The following is a 20089-nucleotide window of genomic DNA, read 5'->3' as shown; positions in this document are numbered from 1 at the left end:
TTTCCGGCAGTATTACGCTATGTACGTAAAATATTTGACCCTTTTCAACCGCAGTAGTATACTGGACAGACCCGGACGGCGCGCCCCAGCCGCGCCCCACCACCCTCCACACACACCAGCGCCGGCCCCACCGGGAGCCGCGCCCCAGGAGCCCCATGACCCAGATCGACGACCCCATCAACACCCCCGTGCAGGACATCACCACCACCGCCGGCCCCAGCGCCGACTACACCGCCGCCGACATCAGCGTCCTCGAAGGCATGGACGCCGTGCGCAAACGCCCCGGCATGTACGTCCAGGGCGGCACCGGCATCGACGGCTACCACCAGCTGCTGACCGAAATCATCGACAACGGCATCGACGAGGGCCTCGCCGGATTCGCCGACGAGATCCACGTCATCCTCCACGCCGACGGCGCCGCCACCGTCACCGACAACGGCCGCGGCATCCCCATCGACATCATGCAGAGCAAGGGCCGCCCCGCCATCGAGGTCATCTTCAGCGAACTCCACGCCGGCGGCAAATTCGGCCAGGGCGCCTACAAGGTCAGCGGCGGCCTGCACGGCGTCGGCAGCACCGTCGTGAACGCCCTGAGCACCTACCTCGACGTGACCGTCAACAAACACGGCCACCTGCACAACATCCGCTTCGAGAAGGGCATCCTCGTCAAACCCCTGCGCGACGAGGGCCCCACCCCCGAGGGCGTCACCTGGGCCACCCGCGTCTCCTTCCACCCGGACCCCAGCATCTTCAAGGAGTTCGACAACCAGTTCAACTACGACCGCATCCGCAACCGCCTGCGCGAACTCGGCTACCTGACCGGCCTGAAAATCGTCATCCGCGACGAACGCACCGAACTGCACGCCGGGCAGATCAAGGAAGAAACCTTCCACGAAAAAGGCGGCGTCGCCAACTTCGCCCGCGCACTCGTCACCGACGACACCAAACTCCTGTACGACCAGCCCATCGTCATGCGCGGCAAGCACAGCGACGTCGAGGTCGAGGTGGCCTTCATCCACGCCAACACCTACGCCAGCGACAACATCCTGACGTACGCCAACATGATCCGCACCCGCGACGGCGGCACCCCCCTGACCGGCTTCAAGACCGCGTACACCCGCATCCTGAACAAGTACGCCCGCGACAAGAACATGATCAAGGCCGGGAACCCCGTCCCCAGCGGCGACGACCTCCTCGAAGGCATCTACTGCGTCGTCAGCGTCAAACTCGGCGACCCGCAATTCGAATCGCAGGCCAAGGTCAAACTCCTGAACAGCGAAGCGCAGACCGCCGTGAACGCCGTCGTCGGCGAGAAATTCGCCGAATTCCTCGAGGAGAACCCCAAGGTCGGCAAGACCATCGTCGAGAAAGCCGCCGAGGCCGCCCGCGCCAGAGAAGCCGCCCGCAAGGCCCGCGACATCGTCCGCCGCAGCAACCCCCTGGAAAACGACGACCTGCCCGGCAAACTCGCCGACTGCAGCAGCCAGGACCCCAGTGAGAGCGAACTGTTCATCGTCGAAGGCATCAGCGCCGGCGGCAGCGCCAAGGGCGGCCGCGAACGCCGCTTCCAGGCGATCCTCCCCCTGCGCGGCAAGATCCTGAACGTCGAAAAAGCCGAACTGAACAAGATCCTCAAGAACGCCGAGATCCGCGCCCTGATCGGCACCATCGGCGCCGGCGTCGAAGGCACCGGCGACCGCATGCACTTCGACCTCACCAACCTCCGCTACCACAAGATCATCATCATGACCGACGCCGACATGGACGGCGGCCACATCGCCACCCTGCTCCTGACCTTCTTCTACCGCTACATGCGCCCCATCGTCGAAGCCGGCTACCTCTACATCGCCCAGCCGCCCCTGTACCGCATCATGATCGGCCGCGAAAAGAAAGGCACCTACCTCTACGACAACGACGCCCTGAAAGTCGCCGTCGCCCAGGCCAACCGCGAAGGCAAGAAGTACGACATCCAACGCTTCAAAGGCCTCGGCGAGATGAACGCCGACCAGCTCTGGGACACCACCATGAACCCCGAAACCCGCGTCCTCAAACGCGTCGGCATCGAAGACCTCATCGTCGCCAACGAAGTCTTCGAGAACCTCATGGGCACCGAAGTCGCCCCCCGCAAAGTCTTCATTCAAGAAAACGCCAGATTCGCCGAAATCAGCGTGTAACCATTCACCCCTGAGAGTGGCCGGACCCGTACCAGGTCCGGCCACTCCTGCGTTCTTTCAACACCTCCCGTTCAGCCGCGCATAGGCATTCAGGTCACCATTGCGGATCATGATGGATGTGGCGACGGCCGTCGCGAACGAGGTACCGTTGTAGTTGGCGTACGTCTCCTGTCCGTTCAGCTTGATCGGGAACGGCCATGACCCCGGGAAGTAGACGCTGGGAGGCAAACTCTGGGCGCGATCAGCAGGCAGGTCGGCGCGCGTGTAGCTCGACTTACTCCAGACATTCGCAGTGCAGGAAGCAGCAGATACACTGTAGACCCCCTGCATTGCACCTGCACCCCGACTGGAGTATGCCCAGTCTCCTGGGAAGTGATGGCAGCGGTCATCCTTGACGTACTTCGCGCATGAGAACGGGCTTTCTTCAGTGATTTCTGCGTCTTCGGTCAGACGGGGCGCATTTCCGTGAGCTGCCAGGAAGACAACACCCTTACTCGCTGCGAACTTCATGACTTCCTGCAGAAACTGACCGGGCAGCGGCGTACTGAAACTCATGTTCACCAGCACCCGCCTGCCCGGGGAGCTGATCTTCTCGGCCGCGGCCTGACAGACCCCCATGATGACCTTCGCCGTGCTGCACCCCGACCCGTCGCAGACCGGCACGATCCGGAATGCCTCTTTGGGGACGTTGGCAATGGCCATGATGATCTCCTTGAGATGAATACCATGGCCGACGAACTCCACGCTTTCGCTCGATTTCAGCTTGACTGTCCGGCGAAACGGATCGTCCGCCCCCTCGGCATCCAGAGAGTCCAGCAAGTAAACACTGAGATTGTTTTGCAGACCCTGAGATGTCGGCTGCCCGGCAACACCGTAATTGCGGCGCGACAGTACCGACCAACTGCTGCTCCTGGCGGCCGGAGTCATCGTCTGAATCCTTCCAACTGCCGTCCCCTGCCCCCCGACCGGTTCTGCTGTCGGGTCAAGGCGAATATCGACGCCATAGTTGTCCACTGCGGTCCGGTACGCCACCTGACTTGCCCGGTCAGCCACCTGAATTTCCTGCACCTGCGTGCAGGCGTCCGGTGGGGCGGCCCCCTGCAAGTTCTGGAGCAGTTTGGGATCCAGGGTGTACGTCAGGGTTGGAACCGTGCCGTTCAGCAACTGGGCTTTGAGCTTCTCCCGAGCACCACCGGTGAACGAAGTCTGCCCCGTGAGGCGCAGGGACCTGTCCAGAAGATCGTCTATGTCCCGTGTGTTCTGTGATCCGGGGGCGAACTGGAGGTCCAGTTGTTTGACCTGAAAAGGATTCAGGACCTGAAACGTTGGCCGGGACAGGTCAAAGCCCGTGAAACCGCGAAAGTCTGATCTGGCAGCAAGGAACTCCTGCAACCGCTCCAGTTCCTGCGCAGTCAGGCGGGGGCTCAGGCTCTGGGGACTGGTGGGGAGGTTCCTTATCTCCTGCAATTGCTGGGGGGTCAGGCGACTTTCCAGCTTGAAGGGCCTTCCCAGCTGTTCGGTCAGGAAATTGTTGAGTTCTGTGACGTTGATGGCAGGTTTGAAAGTTCCGGGCGTCGTCGCAATGATGCCAGCAGCATCCGCCTGCACGTTCACCTGTTGCCTCTGCTGCTTAGGTGTAGTCAGCAACTTCGAGAAGTCCGGTGCCACGTTGATCTCTGTCGGGGCGGGCTTTCCAGCCACTTTCACGTTCACAGCACCGGGAAACGACAGAGACTGTCGTCCCAGCGCGGCGTCACTCGGAATGGGGCACCCGACCGGTGTGCAGGGGGCCGCCTGTCCTCCGACCCTGATCTTGGGTACGGCATCGCCGGCTCCTTCTACTTCTACAGCCAGGAATTCGCCTCGCAGCGCGACTGGTATACGGCTGCCCTGTTGCGCCGCCGCGTGACTAGTCAGCTGGGGACTGGTCAGCAGGGTCAGAGCCGCGCACAGGTGTGGGATGAGGCCCAGATTCCGTCTCTTGTTCATGGTTCCCTCCGGGGGCAGTGCACCATGTGGGGCGTGACCGGGGCGTGACTCCTGTCCGGTCGGGGGGCGGTCCGGTTCAGCGGAGGATGTTGTTCTGGATGGTCTGGCTGAGGGTGTCGTGACCTGCGCCGCTCAGGAGGTCCAGCGTCGCGGCGAGCTGGGCGTGGTCGTCCATGAGTTCGCTGAGGTTGCTCTGGATGAGGCCGTGGAGTCTGAGGTTGCCGGTGCCTTCAACGAGGTGCAGGGCGCGGCGGTAGCGGTGGGCGGCCTGTTCGTAGTCGCGGGCGAGGTGGGCGTGGACGCCCCAGGTGTTCCAGGCGGCGGCGCCTCCTTCGAGGTCGTTGGTCTGTTCGGCCAGGGTGACGGTCTCCTGGTAGGCGGCGTTCACGTCGGCGTCTGGGGCGTGCGTGGCGGTCAGGGAGTACACGTAGTTGGTGAGGACGTGAACGCGTTCGCGTGGGTAGGGCCGTGAGTCGTTCAGGACGTTCCGGAAGGCGTCGTGGGCGTCGTGGCCGAGTCGGACGTTCAACATCGCGACCAGGGATTCTGCGATGACGGCGTCGCCGGGCAGGCCCTCACTGCGGAAGCGGAGGCTGGCCTGCCGGAAGAGGGTCATGGCTTCGGGGTCGCAGCCTTCGCGCAGGGCGAGCATGCCGCGCAGGTGCGTGGTCCGGGCGTCTGGTGGGCTGCCGGTGCGGTCGAGGGTGTCGAGGAGGTCTCGCAGGACGTTCAGGTGGCCGAGTTTCAGGGCGCAGGCGGCGGCCAGGGTCTGCCAGGGTCGGGGGCGGTGGGGCGGGGTGCGGTGTGTGTCGTCCACGATGCGCTGGGCGGCGGTGGCGTTCCCGGTGCGGAGTTCAGCCCATCCCCGTAGCAGTTTCACTTCGTCGGTCTGTGGCGCGACTTCCAGGGTCTTCGCGGCTCTGGCGGGGTAGCCGCGTTTCATTTCCTGGTCGGCGTGCCAGTGGGCGGCGGCGGCGCATTTCGGTGTGTCCTCCAGTTCCCAGAGGTCGCGGGCGGCCAGCCAGTGGGGCCAGGCGGTGTCCGTGGGGTGGTGCCGGGCGAGGTGCAGGTGGATGAGGGTGGTGTCGAGGGGGTGCGCGTCGAGGAGTTGCCGTGCGGGGGTGCCCGCGCGGAGGGTGCCGCCTGGGGTGGTGAGGCCTTCGCGGGTGAGGGTGTCGAGCGTGGCGGCCAGTGTGGCGGCGCTGAGGTTCAGGGCGGCGCGGGTGGCGGCCAGGTTGGGGGCGTCCTGCGCGGCCAGGGCGAGGAACAGGCGGCGGTGGTCTGGGCCGAGGAGGGTCAGGTGGGCGTCGAGGGTGCGGTCGGGGGGGGTGCCGTTCAGGTACGCGGCGAGCAGGGTGGGGTGGCCGCCGGTGGCGGCGTGCGCGCCGGGGTGGGCGTGCAGGTCGTGTTCGGTCAGGGAGTGCAGGGGCAGGTGGTGGTGGGTGGGCAGGGCGGGGGGTTGGCGGGCGGTGATGGCGATGGTCGCGCCGGGGTGCTGGCGGGCGGCGAGGGTGAGGGCGGCGCGCGTGGTGTCATCCATGTCCTCCCAGTCGTCCAGGGCGAGTTTCAGGCGGGTGTCGCGCAGGAGGTTCAGGGCGTCGGCGGCGCTGCCCAGCGGGTGGGGGCTGAGGGGTTCGAGGGTGGCGAGGGGCAGGCCGCTGCGGGCGGGCAGGACGCGCCAGCCGTGCCCGGTGAGGGCGGAGAGCAGGGTGGTCTTGCCGATGCCGGGGGGGCCGCTGATCCAGGCGATCTGTCCGGGCGGCAGGGCGCTCAGGGCGGCGAGTTCGGCGGTGCGGCCGATCAGGGGGGTGGTGGGCAGGGCGGGGGCGGGGGCGGGCAGGGTGAGGCCGAGGTCGTGGGCGTCGCGGCGCAGGGTGAGGGTCAGGGGGTGGTCGGTGGGGCCGAGGATCTGCCAGAGGCGGTGGAGGTCTGCGGGGTCGCAGGGGGGGGCGCCGGGGGTGTGGTAGGCACGTTCGGCGTGCGCGTGTGCGGGGGTGTGTTCGCCGCGGGCGTGGTGGTGTTCGGCGAGGCTCAGGTGGGCGGCGCGGGCTTCGCGGGCGAGGGTTTCGCGGGTGTCGAGCAGCCATTCCTCGAGGTCGGGGTTCAGGTCGAGGGTGAGGCCTTCGAGGAACGCGCCGGTGTACAGGGTCAGGGCGTCGGCGGGGCGGGCGGCGCGGCAGTGGTCGCGGAAGTCCTGGGTGTCGCTGGGGATCAGGGCCTCGACGCGGCTGTCCTGTTCGAGGACCGCGCCGGTCAGGGGGCGCAGGCGGATGAGGTTCTGCGCCAGGGAGTTCATGGGGTTGGCGGCGTCCGGCCAGAACAGGCTGGCGAGGCGGCGGCGGGGTTGCGGGCCTTCCAGGCACAGGTAGGCGAGGAGCAGCAGGGGCTTCTCGCGGCGGTAGCTGGTGCCTTGCACGCTTGCCCCGCCGAACGTGAGAAGTTTCATGGAGCATTGTAGCGACACACCCGCCGGGGGGGTCAAGTGGCTGTGACCACCCGCCTTCCAGGCGGGTGGTTCAGGCGGGGTCCGGTCAGGGGCAGGCGTTCACGGTGCCCGGCGCGATGGGGACCTGCCCGGGCGTGGTGATCAGGGGCAGCAGCGGCACGCCGGGCCGGCAGCTCATCCAGTTCGCCAGGACACCGCTCACGACCGGCGCGGCGAAGCTGGTGCCGAAGTACGGGTACATGGGCGATCCCAGCCAGAATTCACCGGGGGCCTGCACGCTGGGCGCCTCGGTCGGCACGCCGGGGTTGCCCGTGCCCCGGTTGTAGGTGGCCAGTTGCTGCCCGGCGATGTCCCACCCGGCCACGCTGAGCAGCATGGTGGGCCGCAGGCTGCGGGAGGCGAGGTTGATGGACGGGCCGAATTCGAACGCGCGGGTCCAGTCGGCGGGGTAGTGGTTGCAGCGGTCCCCGGCGACCAGCCCGGCGCAGTCGTCCCGGTTGCCGTAACTGGCGGTGGTCGGCACGCCCAGCGCGGCGACCTCGCGCAGCGCGAGTTCCAGGCCGCGCGTGGGGTTCGGGCCGCCCACGCTGAGGTTCACGACGTGCCGCCCGCCGCGCCGCGCCTCGTCGGCGACGGCGCACAGGGCCTGCACGGTTTTCAGGGTGGAGCAGGTGCCGTCCCTGTCGCACACCTGCCGGTACTGCACGGCCGCGCCGGGTGCGACGGTCTGCGCGATCTCCCCGATGGCCCGGCCGTGGTGGGGGCGGTCCGTGAAGGTCACGGCGTAGTACTGCCCGCTGTAGGTGAAGGGGTCCTCGGCCGCGCTGGCCGTGTCGAGGACGTGGATGGTCACGCCCCTGCCACTGCCGCCCCTCAGGTTCAGGAGGCGGCCAAGCACGGTGGCAGGTGGTGTCTTCGCGAGGGGAGGTTCGTTCGCCTGGTCGGGCCAGCCGACGCGGGTGGGATCGGTCTGCAGGTCTCCGGCGAAGATCAGTTCCAGCAGCGTCAGCACCTGCCCGAGGGGCAGCCCGGTGGTCGGAACGTTGCCGGCCAGCGCCGAACAGATCGGGTCGGTGGGAGCCGTGGCCGGGCGCGCGGGCGGGTTCAGCAGCCGGGTCAGGTTCGCGGTTTTCAGGGTGGTCAGGTCGATCAGGGGCGCACGGATCGCCTGGGTGGGGGTCACGGTGACCCGCGCGGCCAGTCCCGGCGTGACCCCCTGGCCCTTCACGGGTGGCGTGATGGGGGTCAGGGCGGGGAACGGCTGGGCGCTGAGGCGTTTCAGGACGGCCTGAACCTCTGCCGGGCAGCTTCTGGCGCAGGTTTCCTGCACCGCCTGGAGGCGACGGGTGTACTCGGCCTGCACGGTCTTCGCCGCGTCCGGGCGGACGTACACCAGGGCGTCGGTGCCGGGGGGGACGGTCAGGACGTTCAGACGCAGGGGCTGCGGGGCGCCGCTCAGGGTGAGGAGCTGTGGGCCCCCGGCCGCTCCCGGCGGCACCTGGAAGGCCAGCCAGCCGCTGGCGCGGTCCAGGCGGTATCCGGTCGCCTGTCCACCCACATTCAGCTTGCCTTCCGGAGCCACGCCGTTCAGGCCGAAGATCCAGGCGGTCTCGCCGGGCGCGGCGGCGGCCGGGTACACCCCGGCGGTGCGGACAGCGGTGACGGCCGTCGCGCCGGACTGGGCCCGGGCGGCCCCCAGCAGGAGCAGAAGCAGAAGTGCGGGCAGACGGATGCAGCGTGCGGTTCGGATCATGGGTGTCCCTCCGGAGGGCAGCTTGTCAGGTGGGTCGTGACCGGGCCGTGATCAGGAATTCACGGTGTCTGGAGCTGGGCGTTGCGGCGGATCTGCGCGACCAGTTCCTGCTGCCCGGCGCTGGTCAGCAGGGTCAGGGCGTCCTCGAAGGCGCTGAGGTCACCGTCGATCTCGCTGAGGTTGCTCAGGGCGACGCCCAGCAGGCGGGTGTTCCCGGTGCCGCGCAGCTGGGTGATGGCCGCGCGGTAGTGCGCGGCGGCCTCGGTGTGCTGGCCGTTCTCGTGGGCGTCCACGCCCCGGTTGATGTGGACGTTCGCCAGTCCGAAGGTGTCTCCGGCCTCCTGGAGCGCCTGCATCAGGGCGGGGTACAGCGCCTCGGCCTGTGGGCGCTGGCCGAGCGTGCCCAGCAGCATCACGTAGTTCATCAGCAGGCGGCTGCGGGCGCTGGGGATCTCGCGGGCGCGGTCCAGCAGCGGCCCGAAGACGGTGGCGGGGTCCGCCCCGAGGCCCACCTGGGCGCGGGCGACCATGCCGAGTTCGGTCAGGTGCGCCTCGTCGTCCCCGTGGAGGTTCCAGAGGTCGGCGGCGATCTGGCTGTGGCGGCGGGCGTCCTGCCACTGTTCACGCATCCGGGCGGCGTGCGCGCGGACGCTGGCCGCGTGGGCGGCGTCGGGGCCGTGGCCGCTGATCCGGTCTGCCAGGACCACCGCTTCAGCGGCGCGGCCCAGGCGGACCAGGGTGACGGCGCGGGCGGCCAGGGCGTCACTGACCTGCTGGTCGTGGGCGCTCAGGGTGTTCAGGCGGGTCAGGGCGTCCTGGTAGCGGCCCACGCCGATCAGCGCCCAGGCGTGCGGGACGGCCAGTTCGCTCAGGTGCGCGAGGGTGTCGAGCAGCGCGGCGGCCTGGCCGGGGTAGCCGCGTTTCAGGTGGGCGTGGGCGCGCAGGCGGGCGGCGCGGGCGGCGCGGCGTTCGTCGGTGTCCTCCCACAGGTCGCGGCTGCGGTCGTAGAACGGCCAGGCGTCCTCGTCGGGCAGGGCGCGGGCGAGTTGCAGGTGGATCAGGGCGGCGTGCACGTGAATCTCCGCCAGGGCCTCGCGGGTGGCGGCGGCGGCGTAGGCGCGGCCCGTCTCGGTGGTCAGGCCCTCGGTGGTCAGGAAGGACAGGATCCGCGCGAAGTCCTGCGCGCCCAGGTTCATGGCGGCGCGGGTGGCGCGCAGGTTCGGCTGATCCTGAATGGCGAGCGTCAGGAACGTGTCGCGCACCGGGTCCGGGTACGCGCGGACCCGCGCGCCGAACTGCAGGTCCAGCGGCTGGCCGCGCAGGGCCGCGCCGACCAGGGTGGGGTGCCCGTCCGTGCGGCCGTGCAGGTCCGGGTCGTTCAGGTCGGCCGGGGTCAGGGGGCCCAGCTGCAGGTGCAGGTCCACGTCGAAGGGCGGGTGGGTGCGGCCCGTGATCAGCAGGGCCGCGCCGGGCCGCGTGGGCGTGTCCCGTCCCGGCGCTGGCCGGGACTGCGCGGCGAGGGTCAGGGTGGCCTGCGTGCCGGGGTCCGTGCCCTCCCAGCCGTCCACGGCCACGCGCACCTGCGGGTCGCGCAGGGCGCCCAGCGCGGCGTGGGCGCTGGCGGGCGGCGCGGCGCACAGCGGGGCCAGCGTGCCGTAGGGCAGGTCCGCGCGGCCCGGCAGGACCGTCCAGCCGCCGGCGCGGGCCAGGGCGTCGAGCAGGGCGGTCTTGCCCATCCCGGCGTGCCCGCTGACCCACGCGACCTGTCCGGGCAGCAGGGCGCCCAGCGCGGCCAGTTCGCCTTCCCGCCCGGCGAACGGGGCGGGCGGCGTGACGGGCACGGCGTCCAGGTGCAGGCCCAGCGTGCGCGCCTCGCGTTCCACCTGCGCGGCCAGCGGGTGCGCGGCCAGGGTCAGCAGGTGGTGCAGGCGCGGGAGTTCGAGTTCGTCGGCGGGGGGCGCGCCGGGCAGGGTCAGGGCGCGCGCGGCGAGGTCCCCGGCGCGGGTGGTGTCGCCGTGCGCGGCGGCCTGCGCGGCCTGGGTGGTCAGGGCGGTGCGGGCGTCCCGGGCGACGGCTTCGCGGGTGTCGAACATCCATTCTTCGAGGTCCGCGCCGAGCGGGATGGTCAGGCTGTCCAGGAACGGGCCGCGGTACAGGTCGGCGGCGTCCTGCGGGCGGCCCTGGCGGACGGCCTCGCGCAGGTCGCAGGCGTCGCAGCGGACCTGCGTGCCGGGCGCGACGCGCGGGCTGTCCTCCCCGAGCGCGCCGCCCAGGCCGCGCAGGTGCACGAGGTGCTGCGCGAGGGAGTTCATGGGGTTGGCGGCGTCCGGCCAGAACAGGTCCGCGAGGCGGCGGCGTGGCTGCGGTCCCTCCACGCACAGGAAGGCCAGCAGCAGCAGCACCTTCTCGCGGCGGAAGGTCACGCCCTCCACGGACAGTTCGCCCAGCGTCCGCAGGTTCATGCCCCATTGTCCGGGTTGGGTGTCATGGGCGCAATGGGGCGCGGTGCGGGGGCGGCGCGGTTGTTATGGTGGGGCATGCTGCGTTTTCCCGTGGACATCTCCCGTCAGCTCACGCCCGGTCATCCCAACTGGCCCGGCGACGCCCCGTTCCGGGTCACGCCGGGCGCCCGCATCGCGCAGGGGGACAGCGTGAACACCGGCGAGCTGGCCACCAGCACGCACACCGGCACGCACGTGGACGCCCCCTGGCACTACGACGACGCGGGCGTGAAGATGAGCGGCGTGCCGCTGGCCGCGTACGTCGGGCCGTGCCGGGTGGTCCGCGTGCAGGGGCGCGGCGAGCCGCTGACGGTGGGCGCAGACGCCCTGACGGGCCTGCCGGGCAGGCTGCCGCCCCGGCTGCTGCTGAACACCGGTCAACCCCCGCACTGGCAGGAGTTCCCGACCGTGTTTGCCGCGCTCTCCCCGGCGTTCGTGCGGGAGGCCGCGCGGCGCGGCGTGACCCTGATCGGCACGGACGCGCCCAGCGTGGACCCGCTGACCAGCAAGACGCTCGACGGGCACCACGCCTGCCGCGAGGCGGGCGTCCTGATCCTGGAGGGCCTGAACCTGAGCGGCGTGCCGGACGGTGAGTACGACCTGATCTGCCTGCCGCTTCCGCTGACCGAGGTGGACGGCGCGCCCGCGCGGGCGGTGCTGCTGAGCGCCGGGACGCTGGGCGGCCTGAACGGCTGATACGGACTCCGATTGAATGGGCTGCAAAGCCCGTTCAATCCGAGCGGATGCGACTCGGAGAGCTGCTCCGCAGAGGTAGAGCTGCTCCGCAGAGAAGGAGCAAATCGGGTTCCGGACGTGGAGCTGGCAATCCGGTGAAGTTCCGGATTGTCGGCGAAACAAACGGCAGTCCGTATGATCCGGCCGGCCGTCTGGTTCAGCGGCTGAACACGGCGTCGCTGAAGCCGAAACGGTCCGTGACCAGGTCCGGGGCGCGCTTGGGTCGGCCCGAGACGGGGTCCACCCAGACCCACTCGGTCTGGCATTCGGCGAGGCGCACGCCGCCTTCAGGGTCGCCGGGGTTCACGCGGTCCAGGGCGTAGGCGCGGACGCTGCGCACCCCGGCGTGCAGGGTCAGGGCCGTGCGGATCCGCACCGTGTCGCCCAGCACGGCCGGGCGGTGGTAGGTGATGACGTGCTGACGCGCGACCGGCACGGCGCCCAGGGCGCTCAGGGCGTCGGTGCCCATGTCCAGGCGCAGGGCGTGCTCGCGGGCGACCTGTTCGCACCACGCGAGGTACACGGTGTTGTTCACGTGGTTCAGGTCGTCGAGGTCCGCCGGCTGGACCTGCAGGGTCCGTTCGTGCCGGCGCGGCGTGGGCAGGGTGTCCCAGATCACGTCCGCGTCAGGAATGCGGAGTTTCAATCCTGCGCTCCCTGGGCCGTGGCGGGCAGCAGGGTGTCCACGGCCCGCGCGCCGTCGATGTCGGCCTGCGTGACGCCGCCCGCGTCGTGCGTGAAGAAGTTGACGCGCACGTGCCGGAAGTAGATGTGCAGGTCCGGGTGGTGGCCGCGCGCCTCGGCCTGCGCGGCGACGCGCATGGCGAAGTCCACGCCCTGCTGGTAGGTGTCGAACGGGAAGTCGCGGAACAGTTTGCCGTCGTCGCCGTACCAGCCGTCGGGTTTGAGGTCCTGCACGTCCCCGTCCGTGAGTTTGCGGGCGGGGTCGTAGTTCATGCGGGGATCGTAGGCCATGCCTGCATGGTAGGCCGCCCGGACGGGTGGGCCGGGCGCTTCGGGACACGGTTCAGGGGACGGGCCACTGCTGCCTGAGCGGCTGCCCGCACGGTGAGTTTCTTCACATTAAAATAAAGTTGCCTTCATGTAAAGTCAGGATTACATCAGATTCATTGAATTTCAGGAGCTCTCATGACTGCATTCCTGCGCCGTCTCTTCCTCCGTCGTCCTGTTCAGCCTGCCGCGCCAGCCATGACGCCCCGCCCCATCACGGCACTCGACCTGCTGCGCGCCCTCGGCTGCGACGAGTAACCGCAGACAGCATCCCCGCCACCCCACTGGCGCCCGGTCACTCCGGGCGTTTTCGCTGCGCCCGGACCGCCGCCCCTCCCCTTTTGTGCCGCTGCCGCTGTCGGGCGGGTCCCGCCCCGCTATGCTGCGCGGGATGCGGGCTCAGAACGTCCTGAAGGGAACCGGGTCGGGAGCACTCCCGCCCATGCTGGAGCAGTACGTGCGGATGCGCGACGAGGTGGCCGCGCAGCTGCCGCACGCGCTGCTGCTGTTTCAGGTCGGTGATTTCTACGAGACCTTCGGCGAGGACGCCGAGCGCACCGCCCGGCTGCTGGGCCTGGCCCTGACGCACAAGAGCAGCCGGGACTTCAGCACGCCCATGGCGGGCATCCCGCTGCGCGCCCTGGACGGACACGTGGAGCGGCTGCTCTCGGCCGGCGTGTGCGTGGCCGTCGCCGATCAGGTCGAGGAGCCGGGCAGCGGGCTGGTGGAGCGCAAGGTCACGCAGCTGCTCACGCCGGGCACCGTGACCGAGGAGCGGCACCTGGGTGCGGACGAGAATTACCTCGCGGCGGTCGCCACCGGGGACGGGTACGCGCTGGCGCTGCTGGACGTCAGTACGGGCGAGTTCCGCTGCGCGGCGTTCCACACCCGCCTCGCCCTGTACGACGAGCTGTCGCGCTGGCGGGCGCGGGAGGTGCTGCTCGCGCCGGAACTGTCGGGGAACGCGGCGCTGCTCGCGGACTTCCAGGCGCGCTTTCCCGTGATGCTCTCGCCCGCCACCTTCGACGAGGAGACCGCGCAGGCGGAACTGCGGACCGTGCTGGGCGAGGTGTCGCCGGAACTGGCGTCGGCGGCGCTGCGCCGGGCCTGCGGGGCGGTGCTGGGGTACGCGCGCGTGACGCAGCAGGGGCGGCTGGACATGGTGCGGCGCGTGGTGCGCTTCGAGCCGGGCGCGCACATGAGACTGCCGGACGCGGCCGTGCGGGCGCTGGAACTGTTCACCGCGCAGTCCCCGCAGGGCCGCACCCTGACCGACACGCTGGGCCACACCCGCACGGCCGGGGGGCGGCGGCGACTGCGGGCGTGGCTGCGCGCCCCGCTGCTGGACGAACTGAGCATCCGCGCCCGGCTGGACAGCGTGGAGGCCCTGACCCGTGCGCCGGACCTGCGCGGCGCGGTCCGGTCCCTGCTGTACCGCGCGCACGACCTGGAACGGCTGGCGGCGCGCGTGGCGACCCGCCGGGCCACGCCGCGCGAGGTGGCGTCCCTGGCCCGCACGCTGGACCTGCTGCCCGAGGCGGCGGCCCTGCTGGAGGGCCAGGGCGGCCTGCTGGGCAGCGTCCGCACGCGACTGACGGGCCTGCCGGACGTCGTGACCCGCATCCGCGCGGCCCTGGTGGACGAGCCGCCCATCCGCGCGGGCGACGGCGGCCTGATCCGCGACGGCTTCCACGCCGAACTGGACGCCCTGCGCGGCGAGGCCATCGGGCACCGCGCGTGGCTGGCGGAACTGGAGGTCAGCGAACGCGCCCGCACCGGCATTCCCAGCCTCAAGGTCGGATTCAACGGCGTGTTCGGCTACTACCTGGAGGTCACGGGCGCGCACCTGGGCAAGGTCCCGGCCGACTACCGCCAGATCGCCACGCTGAAGGACCGCGCGCGCTTCACCCGCCCGGACCTGCGGGAACGTGAACGCGAGATCGCCCGGCTGGACGCCGCGAGCGAACGCCTGGAACTGGAGGTGTTCACGGACCTGCGCGACTCGCTGGCCGCGCACGCCGAGGCGCTGTCCGACGCGGCCGGCGCCCTGAGTGAACTGGACGTCCTGGCCGCCCTGGCGGAGATGGCCGCGCTGGGCGGCTGGGTCCGGCCCAGCACCACCGCCGGCCACACGCAGCTGACGCAGGCCCGGCACCCGGTCGTGGAAGGCAGCCTGGGCGGCCGCTTCGTGCCGAACGACGTGCGCCTCGGCGAGGGCCAGCGCACCCTGCTGCTGACCGGCCCGAACATGGCCGGGAAAAGCACGTACCTGCGCACCGTCGCCCTGTGCGCCCTGCTGCACCAGATCGGGTCGTTCGTGCCGGCCGACCGGGCCGAACTGCCGGTCTACGACGCCATCCACACCCGCATCGGCGCCAGCGACGACCTCGCCGGGGGCCGCTCGACATTCATGGTCGAGATGAGCGAACTGGCCGCCATCCTGCACGGCGCCACCGCCCGCAGCCTCGTCATTCTCGACGAGATCGGGCGCGGCACGAGTACCCTCGACGGCCTCGCCATCGCGCAGGCCGCGCTGGAACACCTGCACGCCGCAGGGGCGCACACGCTGTTCGCCACGCACTACTTCGAACTGACCCGCCTGGAAAGCGACCTGCCGGGCCTGATCAACCTGCACGTGGCCGCCGAGGAGGATGCCGCCGGCAGCGGCGGCCTGACCTTCTACCATCAGGTCGTGCCCGGCGCGGCCCGCCAGAGCTACGGCGTGGAAGTCGCGCGGCTGGCCGGACTGCCGGGGGCGGTCACCACCCGCGCCGCCCGCCTGCTGGGCGCCCTGAGCGTGCAGGGCGACGACACCCGCCTCCGGCGCGAACTCGCCACGCTGGACCTCGGCCGCCTGACGCCCATGCAGGCCCTGGAGACCCTGCACCGCTGGCAACGCGAACTGAACGGTCAGGCAGTCGCAATCGAGAGTTGAGGCAGCAACGCCCCGCACCGGACCCGCTACCCTGACCGCGTGACCCTGCCTGATATTCACGTTCTGCCTCCTCATGTGGCGCGGCTGATCGCGGCGGGTGAGGTGGTGTCGCGGCCGCTGGACGTGGTGCGGGAACTGGTGGAGAACGCGCTGGACGCCGGCGCGACCCGCCTGGAGGTGGACCTGGAGGGCGGCGGGCTGGGGCTGGTGCGGGTGCGGGACAACGGGTCGGGTATTCCGGCGGCCTCGGCGGGGCTGGCGGCGCGGCGGCACGCGACGAGCAAGCTCGCGCCGGACGCGGCGTCGGTGGACGCGGTGACGACGCTGGGGTTCCGGGGTGAGGCGCTGTGGGCGGCGGCTCAGGCGGGCGAGGTGCAGCTGGTGACGCGCCCGGCGGCGCAGGTGGGGGCGTGCGAGGTGCGGGCCTGCGGGGACGAGGTGGAGGTGTCGCGCACCTCGGCTCCGGCGGGAACGACCGTGTCGGTGCGGAACCTGTTCGCGCGGCTCCCGGCGCGGCTGAGGACGCAGGCCCCGGCGGCCGCCGAGGTGCGCGAGGTGACGGCGCTGCTCGGGCGCTACGTGCTGCACCATCCGGGCCTGTACTGGCGGCTGTGCGTGGACGGGGACGTGCGCCTGACGCACGCGCCGGGCGATCACCGGGGCGCGGTGGCCAGCGTGTACGGGCCGCTCAGCGCGAACCGGGTGCTGACCGTCGTGGCCGACGGCGTGCGGGGTGTGGTGTCCCGCCCGGAGTTAACGCGCGCGCGGCGGGACCGGATGCATTTCAGCGTGAACGGGCGGCCCGTGCTGGCCCCGCCGGAACTGGAGCGGGCCGTGATCGACGGCTTCGCGGAGCTGCTTCCGGCGGGCGCGGCGCCGCTGTGCGTGCTGGACCTGACGGTCGCGCCGGAGGATCACAATCCGAACGTGCATCCGGCCAAGCAGGTGGTGGCGCTGGCGGACCTGCCGGGCGTGGCGGCGCGCGTGCAGGCGGCGGTGGCGGCAGCGCTGGCCTCGCATCCCCTGGCGCGGGCGGTCCCGGCGCTGATCCCGCCAGCGGAAACGGCGAGCGCCGGCGCCGCGAACGACTCCTTCCCCGCGCTGACGCTGCTGGGCGTGTACCAGGAGCTGTACCTGCTGGCGCAGGGCGAGGGTGACCTGTGGATCGTGGACGCGCACGCCGCGCACGAACGTGCGCTGTTCGAGCAGTTTGGCCGCCAGATGACCGCCGAGCCGCCCACCGAGCTGCCCGAACCGGAACTGCTGCACCTGACGCCCGAGCAGCTGGCCCGCCTGCACGAACGCGCCCCGGAGTTACAGGGGTGGGGCCTGACCATCGAGGATTTCGGGGCGGGGCTGGCGCGGCTGCGGACCGTGCCCGCCACGCTGGCGGCGCTGGACGTGCCGCGCCTGCACGAGCAGATCGTGGAGGCCGCGCTCGGTGACGGTCCGGACCCCCGGCGGGACGTGCTCGCACGCCTGGCCTGCGCGCCCGCCCTGAAGGCCGGGATGCTGGACCACGCGCGGGGCGAGGGGGTGCTGCGGGCGCTGGCGGCCTGCGAGCATCCCTGGGCCTGCCCGCACGGCCGCCCGACCGTGCTGCGCCTGAGCGAACGTGATCTGGCGCACTCGTTCGGGCGGCGCGGCGTGCGGGACGTGCCGCGCGGGCGGGACGCGGCGTCCGGCCCGGCCCGCTGATCAGGCCGGCGGCAGGGTCAGCGGTTGAAGGCGCTGCGCTGCCCGCCGAACAGGGCCGGGAAGGTCTGGCGGGCGGCGGTGCTCAGGACCGGCTGCACCCAGTACGGCAGGTTGCGGCGGGCGTTGCGGATGTCGAAGCGTCCGTCGCGGCTCTCGGTGGTCACGCCGGTCCAGCCGGGCCGCAGGGTCAGGGCGTAGTAGGTGTTCAGGCCGGCGCAGCGGCCACTCAGGGTGACGGTGCGGTCGCTGTAGATCCACTGGCCGCGCTCGGTGGGTTCGGTGGGCGCGTCGGCCTGCACGAGCGTGGCGACCGCGTTCGTGGCGGGATTGAAGATCAGCAGGGTCTCGGCGGTGTACGTGCGCGCACCGGCGGGCGTGACCTTCACGCCGGGGCAGACGTCCAGGGGCTGCACGGGCGGCCGGAAGGTGCCGGGGACCACGACGTTGAAGCGCGTGCCGGTCAGGGGGCCCATGCCCAGCAGCCAGCCGCCGCCCAGGTTGGTCATCAGGACGCGCAGTTCTCCGCTGCCCAGCGGGCGGGTCGCGGCGGGGTTGCGGATCTCGCCGCCCACGCTGAACGCGGCGGCGTGCGCGGCGCCGGTCAGCAGCAGCGGCAGCAGAGCGAGGCGGAGGGCAGAGCGGGCGGCCTGGCGAGCGGAGCGGTTCACGCCCCTGACCATCGGGGAGGCGCGTCAGGGCGGTGTCGGCGGGTGTGAGGTTCGTTACAGCCCGTCTGGGCGGGCGTCGAGCCGGTCTGCGCTCAGGGTGGCGTACACGCTGCGGCCCAGGTACAGGGCGGGCGGGGCGGCGAGCAGGCCGCGCGGGTCGAAGGCGTCCGGGTCGAAGTGGACCTCCTGCACGTGTCCGACGATCAGGTCGTGATCCCCGACCGGGATGACCTGCGTGACCCGGCAGGTGTAGTGCAGGTACGCGCCGCTCAGGGCCAGCGGCTGATCGCTCAGGGTGGGCAGGTCCAGCAGGGCGTGCTTGTCGGTGCCGTCGTGGGCGCTGTGCAGGCCGCTGCCGTGGATGGCGTCCACGCGGGACAGCGGCAGGAAGTTCACGCCGAACGTGCCGGACGCGCGGATCAGCGGGTACGTGGCGCGTTCCCGGCCCAGCGACACGCCGTACAGGGGGGGCGTCTCGCTCAGGGCGGTGTGCCAGCCGGCCGCCATGACGTTGCGCGTGCCGGCGTGCGCGGCCGTGACCAGCGCGACCGTGCCGGGGTAGTACCCGAAGAGGCGGGTGGTGGTCTGCGTCAGCCGCGTGGCGGGGGCCGGGTGGTCGGTCGGGGACGGGTCGGGGTGCGGGGACATGCCCTGGCAGCATAGGCCCTGGCCGCGGGGGGGGCCGGGCGGGCAGAGCAGGCACCGCGGGACGGGCGGGAAGGCAGGAAGACCCCGCAGGCCCGTATGCTGTGCGTCATGTCTGTCGTGACCCGCATTGCTCCGAGCCCCACGGGTGACCCCCACGTGGGCACCGCGTACATCGGCCTGTTCAACCACACCCTGGCCCGCCAGTCGGGCGGGAAGTTCATCCTGCGCGTCGAGGACACCGACCGCAACCGCTACGTGCCGGACAGCGAGAAACGCATCTTCCAGATGATGCAGTGGCTGGGCCTGACGCCGGACGAGTCGCCGCTTCAGGGCGGCCCGAACGGCCCGTACCGTCAGTCCGAACGCTTCGACCTGTACGGCGATTACGCCCGTGGGCTGGTGGCGGGCGGTCACGCCTACTACGCCTTCGAGACGGCCGATGAACTGACGGCGCTGCGCGAGGCGGCGCAGGCGGAGGGCCGCGTGATCGCCGTGCCCAGCCGTGACCTGGACCCGGCGGCGGCGCAGGCGCGGGTGGAGGCGGGCGAGGCGGCCGTGATCCGCCTGAAGGTCCCGCGTGAGGGTGAGACGGTCGTGAATGACCTGCTGCGCGACCCGATTCACTTCCAGAACCGCGAGATCGACGACAAGGTGCTCCTCAAGGCCGACGGGTTCCCCACGTACCACCTCGCGAACGTGGTGGATGACCGCCTGATGGGCGTCACGCACGTCGTCCGCGCCGAGGAGTGGATCACCAGCACGCCCATTCACGTGCTGCTGTACCGCGCCTTTTCCTGGCCTGAGCCGGTGTTCGCGCACATGCCGCTGCTGCGCAACTCGGACAGATCCAAGATCAGCAAGCGCAAGAACCCCACGAGCGTCGAGTGGTACCAGGGGCAGGGCTTCCTGCCCGAGGCGATGCTGAACTTCCTGGCGACGATGGGCTGGACGCACCCGGACGGCCTGGAGGTCTTCGATCTGGCCGAGTTCGAGCGGGTGTTCCGCCTCTCTGACGTGACGCTGGGCGGCCCGGTGTTCGATCAGGCGAAGCTGCGCTGGTACAACGGCAAGTACCTGCGCGAGGTGCTGTCCGCTGATGAGGTCGCCCGCCGCCTGCACGCCTTCCTGGCCGATCAGAAGGTGACGCTCCCCCTGGACGACTACTTCCGCTCGGTGGTGCGTCTGATGACCCCACGCATCGAGGTGTTCAGCGAGTTCCTGGAGAAGACCCCCTACTTCTGGTCCGAGGAGTACCCGGTGAACGAGAAGGCGCAGGCCGCGATCGACGGCGCGCGGGAGCTGCTGCCCGAGCTGGCCGCCGCCCTGAAGAACGTCCCGACCTTCGACGCGGCGGGCGTGAAGGCGGCCTTCGCCGCGTTCGCCGAGGCCAGGGGGCTGAAGCTCGGGAAGGTCATGCCCCCGGTGCGCGCGGCGGTGGCCGGAACGATGGAAAGCCCGGACCTGCCGGACCTGCTCGAGACGCTGGGCCGCGAGCGCGTGGTCGCCCGCCTCGAACGGGCCCTGCAGTGAG

13 protein-coding genes are annotated in these 20089 nt (G+C 70.9%); 5 read left to right on the top strand and 8 right to left on the bottom strand.

Annotated elements, in window-relative coordinates:
* The first annotated feature begins 155 nt into the window (after positions 1 to 155).
* Positions 156 to 2174, top strand: coding sequence for a DNA gyrase subunit B (locus ABDZ66_RS00760; protein WP_343754999.1), 2019 nt, complete (start codon positions 156 to 158; stop codon positions 2172 to 2174).
* A gap of 57 nt (positions 2175 to 2231) precedes the next feature.
* On the opposite strand, the gene ABDZ66_RS00755 is transcribed toward ABDZ66_RS00760, so the two are convergent.
* The 4 genes from ABDZ66_RS00755 to ABDZ66_RS00740 form a co-directional block, all read right to left on the bottom strand.
* On the bottom strand, positions 2232 to 3887 hold the full coding sequence (locus tag ABDZ66_RS00755; protein ID WP_343754997.1) for a S8 family serine peptidase: 1656 nt from the start codon (positions 3885 to 3887) through the stop codon (positions 2232 to 2234).
* Between the two features lie 352 nt (positions 3888 to 4239).
* Positions 4240 to 6609 (bottom strand): AfsR/SARP family transcriptional regulator, encoded by a 2370-nt coding sequence (locus tag ABDZ66_RS00750; RefSeq protein ID WP_343754995.1) that lies wholly within the window; start codon positions 6607 to 6609, stop codon positions 4240 to 4242.
* An 85-nt stretch (positions 6610 to 6694) separates the two neighbouring features.
* Positions 6695 to 8362 carry a S8 family serine peptidase gene (locus ABDZ66_RS00745; protein WP_343754993.1) on the bottom strand — a complete coding sequence of 556 codons (1668 nt, stop codon included), beginning with the start codon at positions 8360 to 8362 and terminating at the stop codon, positions 6695 to 6697.
* Between the two features lie 59 nt (positions 8363 to 8421).
* Positions 8422 to 10824 (bottom strand): tetratricopeptide repeat protein, encoded by a 2403-nt coding sequence (locus tag ABDZ66_RS00740; protein ID WP_343754991.1) that lies wholly within the window; start codon positions 10822 to 10824, stop codon positions 8422 to 8424.
* Between the two features lie 75 nt (positions 10825 to 10899).
* Here ABDZ66_RS00740 and ABDZ66_RS00735 point away from each other — a divergent pair, with 75 nt between their 5' ends.
* Complete coding sequence (locus ABDZ66_RS00735) at positions 10900 to 11559, top strand: cyclase family protein (RefSeq protein WP_343754989.1); 660 nt, start codon at positions 10900 to 10902, stop codon at positions 11557 to 11559.
* A gap of 196 nt (positions 11560 to 11755) precedes the next feature.
* Here ABDZ66_RS00735 and ABDZ66_RS00730 read toward each other — a convergent pair whose 3' ends face one another.
* Together ABDZ66_RS00730 and ABDZ66_RS00725 are read right to left on the bottom strand one after the other, a co-directional pair.
* Entirely contained in the window at positions 11756 to 12244 is a 489-nt protein-coding gene (locus ABDZ66_RS00730; protein ID WP_343754987.1) for an acyl-CoA thioesterase, read from the bottom strand.
* Positions 12241 to 12573: a 4a-hydroxytetrahydrobiopterin dehydratase gene (locus ABDZ66_RS00725; protein ID WP_343754985.1), complete on the bottom strand. Its 333-nt coding sequence runs from the start codon at positions 12571 to 12573 to the stop codon at positions 12241 to 12243. The genes ABDZ66_RS00730 and ABDZ66_RS00725 overlap by 4 nt, the downstream gene beginning before the upstream one ends.
* Before the next feature lie 427 nt (positions 12574 to 13000).
* Between ABDZ66_RS00725 and mutS the strand changes: the two genes are divergently transcribed.
* Complete coding sequence (gene mutS, locus ABDZ66_RS00720) at positions 13001 to 15544, top strand: DNA mismatch repair protein MutS (protein WP_343754983.1); 2544 nt, start codon at positions 13001 to 13003, stop codon at positions 15542 to 15544.
* A 45-nt stretch (positions 15545 to 15589) separates the two neighbouring features.
* Complete coding sequence (gene mutL / locus ABDZ66_RS00715) at positions 15590 to 17242, top strand: DNA mismatch repair endonuclease MutL (protein WP_343755812.1); 1653 nt, start codon at positions 15590 to 15592, stop codon at positions 17240 to 17242.
* A 17-nt stretch (positions 17243 to 17259) separates the two neighbouring features.
* On the opposite strand, the gene ABDZ66_RS00710 is transcribed toward mutL, so the two are convergent.
* The gene (locus tag ABDZ66_RS00710; protein ID WP_343754981.1) at positions 17260 to 17910 is read right to left on the bottom strand and encodes a hypothetical protein; all 651 of its coding nucleotides are present in this window, start codon (positions 17908 to 17910) and stop codon (positions 17260 to 17262) included.
* A 54-nt stretch (positions 17911 to 17964) separates the two neighbouring features.
* Positions 17965 to 18558, bottom strand: coding sequence for a flavin reductase family protein (locus ABDZ66_RS00705; RefSeq protein WP_343754979.1), 594 nt, complete (start codon positions 18556 to 18558; stop codon positions 17965 to 17967).
* A gap of 108 nt (positions 18559 to 18666) precedes the next feature.
* On the opposite strand from ABDZ66_RS00705, the gene gltX reads away from it, so the two are divergent.
* The gene (gene gltX, locus ABDZ66_RS00700) at positions 18667 to 20088 is read left to right on the top strand and encodes a glutamate--tRNA ligase (protein WP_343754977.1); all 1422 of its coding nucleotides are present in this window, start codon (positions 18667 to 18669) and stop codon (positions 20086 to 20088) included.
* Position 20089: the final 1 nt, after the last annotated feature.

Origin of the sequence: Deinococcus depolymerans, from assembly GCF_039522025.1 — a bacterium.
In the GTDB taxonomy this organism is placed as follows: Bacteria; Deinococcota; Deinococci; order Deinococcales; family Deinococcaceae; genus Deinococcus; species Deinococcus depolymerans.
Note: the sequence above shows the minus strand (reverse complement) of the source record. Positions and strands in the feature narration are given on the sequence as shown.